Source organism: Leucobacter edaphi, assembly GCF_016522535.1.
GTDB lineage: Bacteria > Actinomycetota > Actinomycetes > Actinomycetales > Microbacteriaceae > Leucobacter > Leucobacter edaphi.
On record NZ_JAEHOI010000002.1, the window covers coordinates 437,897 to 452,576 of the forward strand.

Consider the following 14,680-nt stretch of genomic DNA (forward strand, 5'->3'; position numbering starts at 1 on the left):
GATTGACCTCATTCGGTGCTTGGAGCAGTGCCCTGAGCATTCTCGCTCGGCTGTCGAACGCTCACCATGTTTCGGGACCGAATCGACCACGAACTGCGCAAGAATCGCTGCACGGTACCTTGGGTATCGAGCCAGAAATCATCTGTGTTCGTTTCGGCCGCGATGCGGGTCCCAAGGTCATTGAGCTCTTCCAGGATCGCCGCCGCGCACCAGACCTGATCACGCTTCTTGTTCGTCAGAGGCTTGAGGATTTCGGCCTCCGTCAACCCCGCGATCGCCTTGTACACCGCCGTGGTGGAGGCGTTGGTGAGATGTTTCATGTCTTCGGCGGTGAAGAACGGCGTGCGCAATAGCAGGTCGAGGATCACGACTGTGGCGCTCCCCGCGCGTGGCTGGCGGCCGGTAGCCTCGCGGAGTTGGTCGCTCCATTCGGCGGGCAGTTCCGACAGCCTGCGCGCTGTGGCCACTGCCTGCTGCGCAGACGAGGCCGCTGCGTGCGAGAACGCGCGAATGATGGGCCCCGCGTCACCCTCGCGAAAGGCCGCGAGGAGGTCGAAGTAGGTCGGCTTCTTGGCGACAAGCGCTGAGGCGAGTGGGACCACGACGGTTGTCGTGACCCCGCGACGTCGCAGTACGGCGTTGATGAGCGCGCGTCCGATGCGTCCGTTGCCGTCCGTGAATGGATGGATCGATTCGAACTGTGCATGGATGATCGCCGCCTGCGCGAGCACCGGGACATCATCGCGATTGGCAAACTCGAGGAGGTCCTCAAGATACGGCCGCACTGTCTCGGCCGGCGGCGGCACGTATGATGCGCCGCGAGGCGAATGGTCTGACCCTCCGATCCAGTTCTGCATGTCGCGTACCTGTCCGGCATAGTGCGATTCCCCTGGGTCGTCTGCCATGAGTACTCGGTGGGCGTCGAGGATGCTCTCCAACGTGATGGCACCGCCTCCCCCGACTTCTGTGATGAGTCCTCCCAGAGCGCGGGTGGAAGCGACCATCGACGTGGCAGACGAGTTCGACTTAGTGCCATAGAAGGCCCGGGCAAAGTCTTCGGCTGAGGCCTCGACATCTTCAGTCTTCGACGAGGCCACGGACTCCGCGCGCAGAAGTAGCCCCGCGAGAGCTTCAAGATGTTCGCCATGCTCAGAGTCGAGGCGCGTGATGGCGGCCACGGCTTTGTCAGACGCTACCGTTGCGGCCGGCGGCAAGGTGAACTGGAGGCCAGTAATCCTGGCGGGGAGGCTCATGGTCACTTCACGCATCATCCGGTCATCGCGAGCGCCGTCCCGTACCTTTTGCGACCACGGGACGATCTTCTCCCCGTGGCGCTCAATCGGGGCCTCTGCAGGGGTACGGAAGCTTCACGCGTGGCGGGACTACGCGTCTCGTTCATGCGGGCCTCACAACCTGAAATCGGAGCCGAACTATTTCGCTTTAGTTCACATAAGTGGGAATAGCGAGTGTCATATTTCAGGTTGTGACCGATTCGACAAGAATCCTGGGAGCTACCTCTCAACTCAAAAGGACGCGTCATCAAACCCGGGACGGTTCAGCCACCTACTCCTGCATCAGTGCCACAGGACAAATTGAAAGCTGGAGGCATAAGGAGAGGATAGGGAGGGTGTTTCGCGCGCTCACTCAACGCCTACCGAAAAACCGTGGAGCCCTGCAGACGCTGCGGGACTCTGATGGAGCGTCTGGTGATCGGCGGTCGCTCATCGCACTTCTGCACACGGTGTCAGCGACGCAGATGATTACGTACGTCATAGATGCGCCTCGGACTCTGAAGGAGTTTGGTGTGAATCCAACTATTCGGCAGATTCACAGCTAAGATAAGTCCTGGCTCTATGTCCGCTTTTGGCAGAGGGGCGAGACGTGCCTGCGATCATTCGAGCGCTCCGAGGCTGGTGCTCAGCAACCTGTTGAACTTAGCTTTGGAAAGTAAAAATGAGTGAATCGGTTTGGCGCACTTGGAAACCCTACGCAGTGATTGTCGCCGTTGGCATCGGGGGCATCTGGTGGATTAATTCGCAGTCGTCCTTTGCTGGCTTGAAAGACGGCTCCTATAGTTGCACGGCTGTGTTTGTCAACGCGGATGGGAAATATGAAGTGTTGACCGATCAGGCCGGAAACCGCATGTACGCTGATGCAACGATCAGTCATGGAAGCCTGGTGTCGCTCAAAGCCGACAAAGCAATGCCAAGTGCGCACCTTGCAAGTCTGACGATCAAGCCGAAGGGGAACTCCCACTTCACGGCAACAGATGATCCAGCGTTGCATTCCTACAGTGCGATGGCGTGCGACCTCGCGAGCTGACCGATGGCGAAATTCCGTTTGTTGTCTTTGGTCGGCGTATTTGTCGTGATCGTGTTGACCGCGGGAGGATGCAGTCGTGTCGGGTATGCCAGTGAGGCGCCTCAGCCGGAGCAAACCTGCGACCAAACATTGAATTCAGCAATTCAGCAAGGGCGCTCGGGGAGCACCGGATCGCACCTTGACAGCGATCTTCAATACCTTGCTGACTATTGTCCGGACGCCTATGAAGTCGCGGTTGATTATCTTTCATCTCGTGGAGGAATACCCTCCGGGCGGCTTGAGACATGTGCCACCTGGGGCACCAGAATTCGGCCAGAAGCAGTTGATCTGCTTCGGGCCGATGGTAAGTGCGTTGAATCAACCACGAAGCGCGGCGAGAGCCGTGCTGGTGGTCTCTCGTGGGACGTGGCGGCCGGTTTCCTGGGCGCTGAGCAGCGGGTGTGCGGTCCGCTCGTGTCGACTCGCACGGACAACGACGATGTCTTCTTGAACCTCGGACGTGACTATCCTGATCCCGCACGTTTCACGATCGTTCTCTGGGATGTCGGCGGGGTCGAGCCACTGCCGACCGGAACGGAGGTATGTGCTACCGGCACGATTTCCTCCTACAACGGTGTGATGCAGATTGAACTCTGGGACGTCGGAGCCGTGGAGGTTTGGAAATAGGGGACGGGGTGCTTAGAGGAGCTTGACTCGAACTTTGAGCTCGGGCCCATCAAAGTTTCTTCCAGATGAACCTAGTGATTTGGTGCAGTGCGGGATTGATTGCAAGTCAGCATTCGGTCCCGAGACCGGTCCCGGTTCCGAGTTGGTTTCGTCCGTTAGGGGTGATTTCCGTCGCATCGAAAAAGAATGAAGCAAGCAGGCCACACCTCAACACTCCCGGGCGATCTCCGTGCGCCGTCTTACAGAGCTGAACGGCTGCTCCCTGATTGAGTTCCTGGCTAATCCCCGGACGAAGCATCAAGACCCGGTTCCCCGAACAAGTCGCTGAATGGTCGCGGCGAGAAGCTTCGGATTCGTGAATGGGATGTCATGACCAGAGTTCTTGACGATGGTGAGTTTGGAAGACGGAAGTGAATCCTGAATCAGCGCCGCAGAGTCGCGCATCAGGCGACGTTCCCTCGCTCCGACGAGGACGCTGACAGGGTTCGCGAAGTTTGCCCAGGAGCGGGGCAACTCGTAGCTGATGTTCTCGGCCACGCTCGCCAGCAGCGTGTCTGCGTCGATCTTTCTGCATTCGTGCACGAACTCGTCGATGAGTAACTCAGGGATCGCGAGTTGCCTTGCTTGAAGCCTTGCGAACCACCTCAGGCGTGTGAGTGGGAACGTCCATTTGAGCAACGTCAGAGCAAGTCCGCGTCCCCGCATTGGCTTCGCCTCGCAGCTCACAATAACCGCCCCATGGACGAGCTCGGGATGCGCGCTCGCGAGCTCAGTGGCGAGCTGGGCGCCAAGTGAAAACCCGACGACGATTGCCCCGCTCGGTGCTAGTTCTTCCAGCAAAGCTACGAGTTCGGCGACCGCTTCCGCATGCGTGTTATAGGTCTTTCCGGTGCTTCGGCCGTGCCCAGGAAGATCCGGCACGATCGCCAGAAAACTACCTTCCGATAAGTCGAGTAGGGGGCGCCACATCCAGCTCGACACACCACCACCATGTAGGAGCAGGACGGGCTTCCCCTCGCCCTCGGTTTTCCAGTGCACCTTTTCATGGTAGCCACGCAGTGGCGCCCCTATCTCGTCAGCGAGACGCATGCCCTTGAGCGCCGGTACTCCGGGCAGGGAGACGCTCGAGGCTTGCAAAGGGCGTGCTGCATGCTGCCACGTGCCTTTTGGGGCGAGCGATCCGCACGATCCCCATCGACTTTCCCATCGACCGCGAGTTGGATGTACACGACGTACATCCTTCGAACTTGTGGATCCTGATCCGCGAAGGGAAGGTCATCTTTCTCCTCGTACCGGACTATGGATCGATGGCATCTGCCCGCAAGAACCTCGGTGCGGTGCTCGACTCCGCGGAGCGGGGGCGCGCGGTAACGTTTCGCCGGTTCTCGCAGACCGCTGCGGTCGTGCCGGCCGCGCCGCTGCGGGACTCCCTCGCGTCGGCACTGCAAGCGCGTGCCGAGGTGTTCAGGGAAGAGGATCACTGGGCGGTCCCGCTTCGTGATCGGCCGTTGTTTCCGAGGGCTCCAGCGTCGATGCCGCGCTTGACGATCTCATCACCCAGCTCCGTGAGTACGCGGAAGACTGGGAGGCCCGTCTGAGTGCTGCTCCGAATCACCGGGGGAACTGGGCGCTCGTACAGTTGATCACGCTGTCCACCGATGACGAGCTGCGGTCCTGGATCGAAGCCAGCGGCGAATAACGGTGGGCACGTATCCTGCTCCCACGAGCGAACACCACGACGATTTCTGCACCGTCGAGCAGTGGACGCTCATTCGTGGCGCCATCGGAAAGCTGGCCACTCACCACCGCACCTACGAGCTCGCGCTCTGGGGCGGGCGGGTGCTGCGGACACGGATCTCGCGCCCGATCGACGGCTCCACCTGCGGCGCGAATGTGTGGGGTCATTTCCTTCGCGAGCAGTTGGTGGTGACGCCCGCCGAGTTCTGGGACTGCGCCCTGCGCTCCATCACTCCTGATCGGGGCGGGCCGGAGGTAGTCAGGCCCCGCTCGGCGCTTCCCCTGCACCTGTACCGGCTCCTCGTGGAGATCGGCGCCACGGACGAAGAGATCGCCGGACTCGACGCAGCCACCGCGGCGCAGCGACTCGCCGACCACTATCGCGAATAGACCGGGCGAGCGACTGGCAGCGGCGGGCCCCTGTTCTCCCCGTGCGCACCACGTTACGCTGTCGTTGTGAGGTGGAGCTTCTGGTTGATCGTCGCCGGTCTCTGGGTGTTCGCGATCCTTGTCGCGCTCTCTTTTTCCATCTCGGATCCCGACCTCGCCGTGCTCGCTCGGGTCGCGGGGGTGATCCTTGGCGCCGGGCTCACTGGCACGGCGATCTTCGACATCGCGCGCTGGCCGGTGCTGGTGCGCCTGCTGGTTCATACGGTCACGATGCTCGCGATCCTGCTGCCCTGTCTCGTGGTCGCGGGCTGGTTCAATCTCAGCACCGAGGCCGGGATCGTCGCGCTCCTCGGGGCGACCGTGAGCCTGGGGATCGCGGGCTGGTCAATCGCCCTGATCGTGATGCACTATGCGAACAAGAGCAAGGCCAAAGGGAAGTTCCTCGGAAATGACCGCTGAACAACGACCGAGCGGGGAAGCCGCAGACGAGCGCGTCTTCGCATCGTACGGCGCACGCGCCGAGGAGTATGTTTCCGCGGTCGGGCGCATGGAGCACGTCGACCAGGCAGATCTCGACTGCGTGCTGCGGTGGGCGAGGGGGATCGCGGGCCGGGTGCTCGACGTCGGATCCGGACCAGGTCAGTGGACCGACTGGTTGAGTCAGCGCGGCGTGCGGGTGGAGGGCGTTGAGCCTGTCCCCGAGTTCGTTGCGCTGGCAGAAGCCAGCTACCCCGAGTCGAGTTTCCGCCTCGGACGTGGCGAATCGCTCAATGAAGCCGACGGCGCGATCGGCGGGGTGCTCGCCTGGTATTCCCTGATCCACATGCCGCCCGCAGACATCGACCGAGCGCTTGTCGAGTTCGCCCGCGTGATTCGGCCAGGCGGGGGACTGCTGCTCGGGTTCTTCACGGCAACCGAGCCGGGACGGTTCGAGCACGCGATTGCTCCCGCCTACTTCTGGCCAGTTGAGCAGCTTGCGGCGCGTGTCGAAGCTGCTGGATTCGCGGTCCGAGAGACGGAAACGCGTCAGGGGCGGCCCGACCGGGCGCACGGGTCGATCTCGGCGATCCGGTCGCGGATCGAATGACGCTGTATGGTTCCGGGCTTCGGCCCGGGATATCTAGGACGTCGTGCGTGCTGCGTCGTATGCGTCACGTGCGGTCAGCACTTCGAGCATGTTGGCTTCGGCCCACCGTTTGATCGGTTGCACGACCTCGAACAGCGATAGACCGAGTGGGGTGATCGTGTAGGTGACCGTTGCGGGCACGGTTGCTTCTACAGTGCGGGTGAGGGCCCCGTCGCGTTCAAGGCGGCGGAGGGTCTGGGTCAGCATTTTCTGGCTGATGCCCGCTATCCGCCGCCGAACATCTGAATATCGTTGCGGGCCGTCAGAAATCGCGGAGAGAGTCAGCACAACCCACTTGTCGCCCAGCGCATCGAGCAACTGCCGGCTCGGGCATCCGGCCAGGTAGGCGTCGTACTCGAGTTTCGCGTCGGCTCGACGTTCGGCTGCTGTCTTGGTTGCCATCTCTCTCCTTGCGCATGATCGGTAACCAACGCACCTTCAGGTGCCTACTTCCCAAGAGAGAGTGCGTTGAGAAGGATGGTACCAGGAGCGGTCACACGGCCCCCAGAATGGAGAAACAGGTGGGAGAAAGCACGATGAGAGCGGCAATGGTTCGGACGCCCGGGGGTCCGGATGCGATCGAGCTCGTGAACGTTCCGGTCCCCAGCCCGGGTCCCGGAGAAGTGCGAGTCAGGGTGGAAGCAGCGACAGTGAATCCTGTCGATCTGCAGACGCGGAGCGGCATGTACCACGAGCTTGGCTGGATTTCATCGCCTGAAGTCGGACTGGGCTGGGACGTCGTCGGGGTCATCGACGCGGTGGGTGAAGGGGTCGATGGGTTCGCGGGCGGGGAGCGTGTCGCAGCGCTCGTCGATGGGGTCGACCGCGGCCCGGGCGCGTGCGCGGAAGCGATTATCGTGAACGCAGCGGATCTTGCACAGGTACCAGCCGGTCTCGACGAGGTGCTTGCAGCGACAATCCCGCTGAACGCGCTCACGGCGCGGCAAGCTCTCGCTCTGCTCGGCGCCCCGAACGGGCGCCACCTCCTGGTCACGGGCGCGGGTGGCGCTGTCGGTGGCTACGCGTGCGAGCTTGCCGTCCGACTCGGATTCCGGGTGACTGGCCTTGCCAGGTCCTCGGACGAGGCGTTCGTCGCAGGCACAGGTGCATCCTTCATCGATACGCTTCCCACCTCGTCGACCTTCGATGCCGCACTTGATGCGGCGGCGATCGGCCCGGAGGTTCTCCCAAGCATTGTTGATGATGGCCATTACGTTGGCGTGATTCCGCCCGCGGTTCCCGAGGCTTTCCGCGGCATCAAGAGCGAAGCGGTTATGGTGGCACCCGACGGATCCGGCCTGGCGCAGTTGCTCTTCGACGCGGCAAACGGGCACATTACGCCGCGGGTTCATGCCACTCTGCCACTGGAGGAAGCTGTCACCGCGCACCGCCTGCTCGAAGCGGGGAACGTGCGAGGCCGCATTGTGCTCACCCCGTAACGGGCGAGCATGCGTCACGGAGCTGAAGTACCCGCGCCGACGGAAGCCCGCGGGCAGCGCAACTGAGTCCTGACCACAGAGAACCCCGGAGCATTCGCCTCGGGGTTCTCTTGCGTTTCTCTTGCGGACGCTCCTCATCCTTTTCGTCGCTCGGATCCGGCGGAGCACCGGTGAGCAGGGTGAGCGAGTGCACGCCGCCGGCGTCGGCGATTCTGCCGACCGGAGAGAAGCCCATACGGCGCTCGCCTTGGCCGGGCGCACGGGTCGATCTCGGCGATCCGGATCGGAACGCGCCGTTGCAGTGTGCTCGGATCGGAAAGCCCCGATCCTCGCGATGATCGGCCGGGGAGTCCTCGCGGCTCTCGAGCCGCGCCGGCGATACAATCCACTCAATGACGAATGAGCGAGTTGCAACGGCGCGACGCCAGTACCTGAACCTCGGGATTGGCGAGTGGTTCGCCGTCGCGGTGTTCTTCGGGGTCGCCCGCTTCTCGATCATGCCCCGGCTCGACACCGCACGCGACGCGTATGCGTTGTGGGCGGCGCTCGTCCCGCTCCTCGCGATCCTGTTTCAGGGCGGCGCGTACTGGCTGCTCGCGCGGACGTGGGTAGGACGCTCGGCGATGCCGGGATCCCTGGCACTGCTCTTCCGTGTGCTCCGCGTGCTCAACGTGGTGCTCCTGTTCGGCGGGCTCGCGGGCATCCTGATCTGGTTCCCCACGATCACCGCGTGGGGGATCGTCGTGCTCCTCGTGTGGGCGTTCGGCGTATTCGAGTACCTCAACTACTTCGTGGTGCGGCTGTCCTACCCGTTCACGCAGTGGTTCTCGGAGGTGGGGCGGTGGCGGAAGCCTCGGCTCCAGCGGGACCTGGAACGGGCGGCGCGCACGCCTCGGTGAGTGGTTCCCGGGTTGAGTAGCGCGGGATTGTTTCGGACGGCTACGCGCCGACGGCTCGCACGGGCATTGGGACCGGACCCGAAGACGGGCGGCGGCGCACAGACTGCACGGTGCCGACGATCAGGGCCGCGATCGAGACGAGCGCGGCGACCCCGCTCGCAAGATAGAGCGGCACCGCCAGTGCGAAGGCCGCGTCGGCGTTCCAATCGGCGAACGTGTCGCCAACGGAGTTCATGTTCGTGAACGAGGTAAAGAAGTAGGCGACGGCACCGCAGGCGAGGATGGCGCCGAGGATCGACAGCGAGAACCAGCCCGACAGTCTGACGCGGGGCGCGAGCGTGAGAACGGCACACCCGAGCGCGAGGCCGGCCCCGAGGGTCGCGAAGATGATTCCGGGAACGGGCGTGTACGGCTGACCGGCCGCTTCCATTGCCGCGATCGTCTCCTGCAGTGGTCGCTCGCTCGCCGCAACGACCTCGCCCTCGTTCATCAGAAATGCGCCATATGCGGCGTAGACGAGCACCGCGAGAGTTCCGAGTGCGGTCATCACGATTCGGGTGGGGGTCATGCGGGTATCGTAACCACGCGAATCTGAACGTGGCGGGTGAAAATCGGGGAGGGGTGCCTATGAATCCTTGGGCTCATCCGCGGCAGCGGCAGCGGCCACGGTCGCCGCAATCGCCGCCTCGACGCCGCCGCTCCAGGGGGCACCGTGCCCGGGGAGCACCCACTTCGCGCCGGTGTCCGCGATCCGGCGGAGGGAGGCGATCGCCCGCTCGGGTTCGTCGGTGAAGGGCGCGGGCTGCGGTCCGGTCGCGCCCGTGAGGACGTTGCGGGTCGTGAAGCCGTCGCCGACGAACACGGCGTTGACGGCGGGGACCGAGATCGCTACGCTCCCCTCCGAGTGGCCGGGGAGCCCGATGATCCGCGGCGAGCCGGGAAGCGGCAGCGTCTCGCCGTCGCGCATCTCGAGCACCTCGGTGAGCCAGGTGGTGCGCAGCCCGCCCTTTCGGATCGAGTAGGCGAGGAAGCGCAGGAGCGGGCCGAGCTTCAGGGACTGCTTCGCGTTCTTCGGCTTCGGTCCGCCCTGCGCCCGCGAGGCATCCGCCTCATGCGCGTAGACGGGGACGCCGTGCTCGCGACGCAAACGCTCTGCGAAGCCGACGTGATCGGCGTCCCCGTGCGTGAGGACCAGCCCCCGCACGTCCGCGACCGTCTTGCCTGCGGCGGCGAGCTCCGTGAGGAAGTCGCCCCAGTGGCCCGCGAGCCCCGCGTCGATGACGGTGACGCCCTCGGGAGTGACGACGAGATATGCGGCGATGATGTCGTTACCGATCCGGTGGAGTGAGGTGTCCAGCTTCATGATGGCTACGCTACATAGCCATCATGGCTAATGTCAATAGCTATAGTTGAGGTATGGCCGCACCAGACAAGACCTCACTCGACGCCATCGTGCTCGCCGCGCGAGAGATCCTCGAGGCCGACGGGATCGACGGGCTCACCATGCAGTCCATTGCGCAGCGCGTGGGGGTCCGCGCGCCCTCGCTCTACAAGCGAGTCCGCAACCGGGACGAGCTGATCAGGCTCGTGAACGAGGCTGGAATGGCCGAACTCGAAGACCGATTCCGAGGGAGTGAGGATGCCCGTGCGCTGGCCGCTCGCTTCCGCGCCTTCGCGCACGAGCGTCCGGCCGCGTTCCGGCTCATGATGACGCCCGGGACAGTGAATCCCGACGTTGATCAGGATCTCCTCGCGCGCGCGAGCGAGGAAGTGCTGCGCCACGCCGGAACCCTCGCGGGCGAGGCGGAGGCCCTGGAAGCCGCGCGCACGCTCACCGCCTGGACCACGGGGTTCATCGCGATGGAGCTGGGCGGGAGCTTCAATCTGGGCGGGGATGTTGAGCGCGCCTGGGAGTACGGGCTCGCGGCGGTCATCGACGGGATCGCGTCGCGGGGTCGTGCAGCCGAGTCCGGACGGTGAAGCGGGCCGACTGACGGCCGCACGCGCCACAATCACCCCAGATGCCGCAAGAACCGATCCGGGCCATCTAGGAACTGACGCCAGCTGCGCACCAGCTCGAGATCGTCGTATTCGCAACGGTGGAAGCCGTGTTCGTCGAGCTCGAGAATCTCCGCCCCGGGAATCGCCGCGAGGATCGGGGAGTGGGTCGAGACGATGACCTGTGATCCCGTTTCGATCAGCCCGGTGATGTGGGCGACGAGCGCGAGGCAGCCGGTGAACGAGAGCGCTGATTCGGCCTCGTCGAACAACCAGAGTCCGCGGATCATGCTCCGCGAGCTGAAGAACTCGATGAACGATTCGCCGTGGCTCTGGAAGTTGTGCCGGCCGCCGTTGATCTCCGACTGGTAAGCCAGGTGGCCGTGCATGGTCTCGGCCCGCAGGAATACCCCCTTCTTCGATGCTCCGGCGCCGCGCACCAACTGCAGGTTCTCGGCAAGACCCGACTCGGTGCGCTGGGTGCGGTGCATCGCGTTCCGCGTTCCGCCCTCGGCGTTCAGGCCGAAGGCCTCGGCGATCGCTTCGAGGATCGTGGACTTCCCCGAACCGTTTTCGCCCGCGAGGATGGTCAACGGTCCGAGATCGAGCCCCTCGTCGAGGAGTTGCCGCACCGCGGGCACCCACGCCGGCCACTGATCTCGCTCGAGCGGGGCCAGGCGATGCTCCTCGACGCGGCGAATGGGAAGGGTGGGCGTCCCGAACATGGCGCTCAGTCTACGTCCGGCGCTTCAGCGGCGCGCCGGGGAGACGGGTCCGGCGCATGCGGAAGAATCGCCGGCATGGTGCATCCCTCAGACATCGCAGGCCCGCCGCCCGAAGAAACCCCCGTTCCGCCCGAACTTCAGGCCGCCCTCTCGGCGCTGGGGCTGGGCTCGGCGAAGGTCGAGCCGGTGTGGCGCAACGAAGCCGGCGGTCTCACCTTCGCCGTCATTCCTGCCGCTACGGTCGAGCCGGGTTCTCCCGAGTACTTCGTCAAGTGGAATCCCGTGGGGAGCGGCGAGTCGCTGGTCGGGGAGGCCGAGCGACTGCGCTGGCTCGCTGGCAAGCACCCGGTCCCGAGCGTCGAGGCGATGATCATGGCGGGGGCGGGAGAGATCCTGCTCACCCGCGCGCTCCCGGGCCGATCCGCGGTCTCGGAACGCTGGAAAGTCCAGCCGGATCGGGCGTTGCGCGCCCTCGGTGAAGGGCTTCGCCGATTGCACGACCTCACCGCGGCCGACTGCCCCTTCGACTGGGGCGTTGATCAGCGGCTCTTGGCCGCTGGCGGCTCCGCAGGCCGCGATGTCAGCGAGCTTGGTGAGGCGCCGCCCATCGATCGGCTGGTCATCTGCCAGGGGGATCCCTGCGCGCCCAACACGCTGCTCGGCGAGGACGGATCGTTCCTCGCCCACGTCGACCTCGCGCGCCTCGGGCTCGCGGATCGCTGGGCGGATCTTGCGGTCATGTCACTGTCGCTCGAGTGGAACTATCCGGAGTACGACGAGGCCGTGTTCTGGGAGGCGTACGGCATCGATCCTGATCCCGAGCGCATCGCCTACTATCGCCGGCTGTGGGAGGCCGAGTAGGCCGAGTGGGCCGAGGACCAGGTGCGCGCGTCTCCGCTCAGGAACCGACGCGCCTCCATGCCCCGATCCCCGCGGTGTCTTCGCGCGCCCACGTTTCGGGTTCTCCGAGGTAGCGGAATCGGTCGGTGAGCCAGGAGGTGCCACCTGGGGTCCACCCGGCGATCACGCTCGCGCGCCCCGCATCGACCGGTATTGCCGATCCCGCTGCCGAGAGATAGCCGAGGACGGTGAGATGGATCGCGTCGAAGTGGTTGCTCGCCGCGTGCCAGTCGGGAACCACCCAGTCGCCGGGGCGGCCCGTGGTCTCGAACCAGTCGCGACGCACCAGCGCCGAGACGTCGAGCGGGAATCGGCGGCACAGTTCGGCCCACGCCTCCGGACCGTCGATCTCGAAGACGCGCAGCTCCGCCGGACTCCCGAGGGGCTGCAGTTGCGCCCGCTCCCAGCCGAATTCGTCCTCGGTGAACCAGAGTGCAGCGGAGCTTCCATCGGGCTCGCGCGGTGTGCTCATCGGCACTCCGAACGGCGGTGTCGACCACCACTCACCCCCGGGGCAGTCCGCCGGGTCCGCGGGGTACGCCAGGCTGGCCTCACCCTCCGATCTAACAGTGTCGCGATGCCAGTCCGCAAGGACCCGGCTCGTCGCGCCGAGCGGGGCCGGGTGCTCGGCTCCATCGAACGCGGTACTGACCTGTGAGCGCGAGGAGAATTCAGCCGTGAGATATTCGGCAGCGGGCGAGCCCGCCACGTGCCGCGAAATGCGGGCGAGGGCGTCGCGCACGATCGGGGTCGCTGCGAGCGCGTCGGTTCCATCCGGCCACTGCCAGTACCGCGCGGCTCGCACGGCGGAAGCGAGCGCCTCGCGGAGCGCCGCTGCTCCTGCCTCGAGCCGAGGAAGTTCGAGGCGATCGATCGCCGCTGCGATCTCCTCGGTGGAGACCGGGGCGATCGGTGCCGCTGCTCTGCCCCTCGAACCTTCGCTCGCAAGGGGCACCGATGCGCGGCCCCGCTCCGGTTCCAGTGCGTGGGACGCCGCGTGGATCAGGGCAAACAGGCCCTCGCGCGCGCCGGCGCCAGACTCCCTCTCGTCCAGATCACTGGCCAAGCCGAGCAAGAATCGTCGGCCACGCGGGCCGGCGAGCAGCGCTTCCGGGAGGGCGGGAACGGTCAACTCAACTCAACTCAACTCAACTCGACGCGGAGCGGCGACCCGGCGACGTCGAAACTGAAGCCGCCCATCTCGCCCGAGAGCAGCGGACGGGCCTCCGCGATCGCGGCGCGCACGCTGTCGAGCTGCAGCGAGGCGCGATGGGCCTCGGCGGTCTCCCACAGCTCCATGACGAACACCGTGTCGGGGGAGTCCTCGTTCGTGCCCACCTCGTACAGCAGGCAGCCCATCTCGCAGAGCTCGGAACTGCGGCGCGTGAGGATCTGCACGAGCTCCTCGCGCTTGCCGGGGACGGTTCCGAGGGTGCCCACATTCGCGAAGGTCATGTGATCAAGCGTAGGCAACGGCGGCCGGAGCGTCCAGGGCCGCTGCGGCGCTGGCTTCGCGCGATTCGGTTGCTCACTGTTCATCGACAACGCCTCTACACTTCAGGGGGAGTCCACAGAATCGCAGATAGGCTGGCGGGATTGATCCCGAAAGGTGCCCGAATGAACGCAATCCCCGCTGCCCCGGAACTCCGCTCCGTCATCCTGCTCAAGCGCCCGTTCGGCGACGCCGCCGAGGCGCTGGGCCTCTTCGTGCCGGACGCCGCGAGCCACATCGATGACCCCACCCTCCGCGTCGTGCCGACGCGGGTGAACGGTACGCCGGTGACGCTCGAACTCGGTGACGGGCCGCTGCGGGCACAGGAGCTGGAGTACGCGGTCGCCCAGTCCGCGCAGCGCTCGCGGCTGGAGCCGATCCTCGCCGAGCACGGCGGCTACGTGGTGGTGAGCGTCGAGGCAGGCGGCGACCTGTTCGAGAACAGCGACCTCCTTGCGAACCTCGCGGCGTACTACGCCGACGACGACAACGGTCTTGCCGTGTGGCTGCCCGACGCCGACTACGTCGCCACCGACGTGATCTATACGAACGACATGATGGACCGCTCCACGCTCGTCTGGTTTAACACGATGGCGGCGAAGCTCGACGAGTCGACGGCGATCGCCCACACGATCGGCCTCGGTCACCTGGGAGGCAGCGAGGTGCAGCTCGTCTCGAACGCTCTCGACCCGGCACAGGCCTACCTCGGCTTGCGCGGAGCGGTGGCCGACCTGCTCGACGGGGGCGCGCTGCCCGCCGGTGGGATGACCGTCGCGATCGACGGCGCTCAATACGCGCTCGTGACGGGTGAGAGCAAGATCGGCATGGGCGCCGTACTGAACCTCGTGCCAGCGTCCGAGCTGACCGCAGCGCAGGAGTCGCCCGCGGAGAAGCCGAAGCGGAAGGGCTGGTTCGGGCGTCGGAAGTAGCCCCGAAGCAGAGCCGGTCGAATGCACTCTTGACCGGGGGCGTTCGCTCGATACTCT

The 14,680-nt window shown here is 65.1% G+C and carries 19 protein-coding genes; 11 read left to right on the plus strand and 8 right to left on the minus strand.

Annotated elements, in window-relative coordinates; translation table 11 throughout:
- Positions 1 to 8: 8 nt before the first annotated feature.
- Positions 9 to 1,253, minus strand: a complete 1,245-nt coding sequence (locus JD292_RS03375) for a Fic family protein (protein ID WP_233613440.1) — start codon at positions 1,251 to 1,253, stop codon at positions 9 to 11.
- Positions 1,254 to 1,664: 411 nt separating this feature from the next.
- Here JD292_RS03375 and JD292_RS03380 point away from each other — a divergent pair, with 411 nt between their 5' ends.
- From JD292_RS03380 to JD292_RS03390, 3 genes are all read left to right on the plus strand, one after another.
- The gene (locus JD292_RS03380) at positions 1,665 to 1,760 is read left to right on the plus strand and encodes a zinc finger domain-containing protein (protein ID WP_200131309.1); all 96 of its coding nucleotides are present in this window, start codon (positions 1,665 to 1,667) and stop codon (positions 1,758 to 1,760) included.
- A gap of 193 nt (positions 1,761 to 1,953) precedes the next feature.
- Entirely contained in the window at positions 1,954 to 2,322 is a 369-nt protein-coding gene (locus tag JD292_RS03385) for a hypothetical protein (RefSeq protein WP_200131310.1), read from the plus strand.
- Between the two features lie 3 nt (positions 2,323 to 2,325).
- Positions 2,326 to 2,988, plus strand: coding sequence for a hypothetical protein (locus JD292_RS03390; protein WP_200131311.1), 663 nt, complete (start codon positions 2,326 to 2,328; stop codon positions 2,986 to 2,988).
- Positions 2,989 to 3,285: 297 nt separating this feature from the next.
- Here the strand turns inward: JD292_RS03390 and JD292_RS03395 are convergent, their stop codons facing one another.
- Complete coding sequence (locus tag JD292_RS03395; RefSeq protein ID WP_200131312.1) at positions 3,286 to 4,026, minus strand: alpha/beta fold hydrolase; 741 nt, start codon at positions 4,024 to 4,026, stop codon at positions 3,286 to 3,288.
- 663 nt (positions 4,027 to 4,689) lie between these two features.
- Between JD292_RS03395 and JD292_RS03400 the strand changes: the two genes are divergently transcribed.
- The 3 genes from JD292_RS03400 to JD292_RS03410 all read left to right on the plus strand — a co-directional run bounded on the left by JD292_RS03400 (position 4,690) and on the right by JD292_RS03410 (position 6,202).
- The gene (locus JD292_RS03400) at positions 4,690 to 5,115 is read left to right on the plus strand and encodes a hypothetical protein (RefSeq protein ID WP_200131313.1); all 426 of its coding nucleotides are present in this window, start codon (positions 4,690 to 4,692) and stop codon (positions 5,113 to 5,115) included.
- Between the two features lie 66 nt (positions 5,116 to 5,181).
- Positions 5,182 to 5,574, plus strand: a complete 393-nt coding sequence (locus tag JD292_RS03405; RefSeq protein ID WP_200131314.1) for a DUF3021 family protein — start codon at positions 5,182 to 5,184, stop codon at positions 5,572 to 5,574.
- Entirely contained in the window at positions 5,564 to 6,202 is a 639-nt protein-coding gene (locus JD292_RS03410) for a class I SAM-dependent methyltransferase (protein WP_200131315.1), read from the plus strand. Before JD292_RS03405 ends, JD292_RS03410 begins: the two co-directional genes overlap by 11 nt.
- Before the next feature lie 33 nt (positions 6,203 to 6,235).
- Here the strand turns inward: JD292_RS03410 and JD292_RS03415 are convergent, their stop codons facing one another.
- Complete coding sequence (locus JD292_RS03415; RefSeq protein ID WP_200131316.1) at positions 6,236 to 6,643, minus strand: winged helix-turn-helix transcriptional regulator; 408 nt, start codon at positions 6,641 to 6,643, stop codon at positions 6,236 to 6,238.
- Between the two features lie 146 nt (positions 6,644 to 6,789).
- Here JD292_RS03415 and JD292_RS03420 point away from each other — a divergent pair, with 146 nt between their 5' ends.
- Positions 6,790 to 7,680: an NADP-dependent oxidoreductase gene (locus tag JD292_RS03420; protein WP_233613448.1), complete on the plus strand. Its 891-nt coding sequence runs from the start codon at positions 6,790 to 6,792 to the stop codon at positions 7,678 to 7,680.
- 392 nt (positions 7,681 to 8,072) lie between these two features.
- Complete coding sequence (locus tag JD292_RS03425) at positions 8,073 to 8,579, plus strand: hypothetical protein (protein ID WP_200131318.1); 507 nt, start codon at positions 8,073 to 8,075, stop codon at positions 8,577 to 8,579.
- A 40-nt stretch (positions 8,580 to 8,619) separates the two neighbouring features.
- On the opposite strand, the gene JD292_RS03430 is transcribed toward JD292_RS03425, so the two are convergent.
- The gene (locus JD292_RS03430) at positions 8,620 to 9,147 is read right to left on the minus strand and encodes a hypothetical protein (protein ID WP_200131319.1); all 528 of its coding nucleotides are present in this window, start codon (positions 9,145 to 9,147) and stop codon (positions 8,620 to 8,622) included.
- A 57-nt stretch (positions 9,148 to 9,204) separates the two neighbouring features.
- Positions 9,205 to 9,942 (minus strand): MBL fold metallo-hydrolase, encoded by a 738-nt coding sequence (locus JD292_RS03435; protein WP_200131320.1) that lies wholly within the window; start codon positions 9,940 to 9,942, stop codon positions 9,205 to 9,207.
- 53 nt (positions 9,943 to 9,995) lie between these two features.
- On the opposite strand from JD292_RS03435, the gene JD292_RS03440 reads away from it, so the two are divergent.
- Positions 9,996 to 10,559, plus strand: coding sequence for a TetR/AcrR family transcriptional regulator (locus JD292_RS03440; protein ID WP_200131321.1), 564 nt, complete (start codon positions 9,996 to 9,998; stop codon positions 10,557 to 10,559).
- 32 nt (positions 10,560 to 10,591) lie between these two features.
- Here the strand turns inward: JD292_RS03440 and JD292_RS03445 are convergent, their stop codons facing one another.
- Positions 10,592 to 11,302 (minus strand): AAA family ATPase, encoded by a 711-nt coding sequence (locus JD292_RS03445; RefSeq protein WP_200131322.1) that lies wholly within the window; start codon positions 11,300 to 11,302, stop codon positions 10,592 to 10,594.
- A 75-nt stretch (positions 11,303 to 11,377) separates the two neighbouring features.
- Between JD292_RS03445 and JD292_RS03450 the strand changes: the two genes are divergently transcribed.
- Positions 11,378 to 12,163, plus strand: a complete 786-nt coding sequence (locus tag JD292_RS03450; RefSeq protein WP_200131323.1) for an aminoglycoside 3'-phosphotransferase — start codon at positions 11,378 to 11,380, stop codon at positions 12,161 to 12,163.
- Between the two features lie 37 nt (positions 12,164 to 12,200).
- On the opposite strand, the gene JD292_RS03455 is transcribed toward JD292_RS03450, so the two are convergent.
- Together JD292_RS03455 and JD292_RS03460 are read right to left on the minus strand one after the other, a co-directional pair.
- Positions 12,201 to 13,268 carry a hypothetical protein gene (locus JD292_RS03455; RefSeq protein ID WP_200131324.1) on the minus strand — a complete coding sequence of 356 codons (1,068 nt, stop codon included), beginning with the start codon at positions 13,266 to 13,268 and terminating at the stop codon, positions 12,201 to 12,203.
- 77 nt (positions 13,269 to 13,345) lie between these two features.
- Positions 13,346 to 13,657, minus strand: a complete 312-nt coding sequence (locus JD292_RS03460) for a putative quinol monooxygenase (protein ID WP_200131325.1) — start codon at positions 13,655 to 13,657, stop codon at positions 13,346 to 13,348.
- 162 nt (positions 13,658 to 13,819) lie between these two features.
- Here JD292_RS03460 and JD292_RS03465 point away from each other — a divergent pair, with 162 nt between their 5' ends.
- Positions 13,820 to 14,623 carry a hypothetical protein gene (locus JD292_RS03465; RefSeq protein WP_200131326.1) on the plus strand — a complete coding sequence of 268 codons (804 nt, stop codon included), beginning with the start codon at positions 13,820 to 13,822 and terminating at the stop codon, positions 14,621 to 14,623.
- Positions 14,624 to 14,680: the final 57 nt, after the last annotated feature.

Excerpts from the sequence above, each read along its gene's own strand:
- JD292_RS03375 (WP_233613440.1), bottom strand. The coding sequence starts at position 1,253 with ATGAGCCTCCCCGCCAGGATTACTGGCCTCCAGTTCACCTTGCCGCCG.
- JD292_RS03385 (WP_200131310.1), top strand. The coding sequence starts at position 1,954 with ATGAGTGAATCGGTTTGGCGCACTTGGAAACCCTACGCAGTGATTGTC.
- JD292_RS03390 (WP_200131311.1), top strand. The coding sequence starts at position 2,326 with ATGGCGAAATTCCGTTTGTTGTCTTTGGTCGGCGTATTTGTCGTGATC.
- JD292_RS03410 (WP_200131315.1), top strand. The coding sequence starts at position 5,564 with ATGACCGCTGAACAACGACCGAGCGGGGAAGCCGCAGACGAGCGCGTC.
- JD292_RS03415 (WP_200131316.1), bottom strand. The coding sequence starts at position 6,643 with ATGGCAACCAAGACAGCAGCCGAACGTCGAGCCGACGCGAAACTCGAG.
- JD292_RS03420 (WP_233613448.1), top strand. The coding sequence starts at position 6,790 with ATGGTTCGGACGCCCGGGGGTCCGGATGCGATCGAGCTCGTGAACGTT.
- JD292_RS03425 (WP_200131318.1), top strand. The coding sequence starts at position 8,073 with ATGACGAATGAGCGAGTTGCAACGGCGCGACGCCAGTACCTGAACCTC.
- JD292_RS03430 (WP_200131319.1), bottom strand. The coding sequence starts at position 9,147 with ATGACCCCCACCCGAATCGTGATGACCGCACTCGGAACTCTCGCGGTG.
- JD292_RS03435 (WP_200131320.1), bottom strand. The coding sequence starts at position 9,942 with ATGAAGCTGGACACCTCACTCCACCGGATCGGTAACGACATCATCGCC.
- JD292_RS03440 (WP_200131321.1), top strand. The coding sequence starts at position 9,996 with ATGGCCGCACCAGACAAGACCTCACTCGACGCCATCGTGCTCGCCGCG.
- JD292_RS03445 (WP_200131322.1), bottom strand. The coding sequence starts at position 11,302 with ATGTTCGGGACGCCCACCCTTCCCATTCGCCGCGTCGAGGAGCATCGC.
- JD292_RS03450 (WP_200131323.1), top strand. The coding sequence starts at position 11,378 with ATGGTGCATCCCTCAGACATCGCAGGCCCGCCGCCCGAAGAAACCCCC.
- JD292_RS03460 (WP_200131325.1), bottom strand. The coding sequence starts at position 13,657 with ATGACCTTCGCGAATGTGGGCACCCTCGGAACCGTCCCCGGCAAGCGC.
- JD292_RS03465 (WP_200131326.1), top strand. The coding sequence starts at position 13,820 with ATGAACGCAATCCCCGCTGCCCCGGAACTCCGCTCCGTCATCCTGCTC.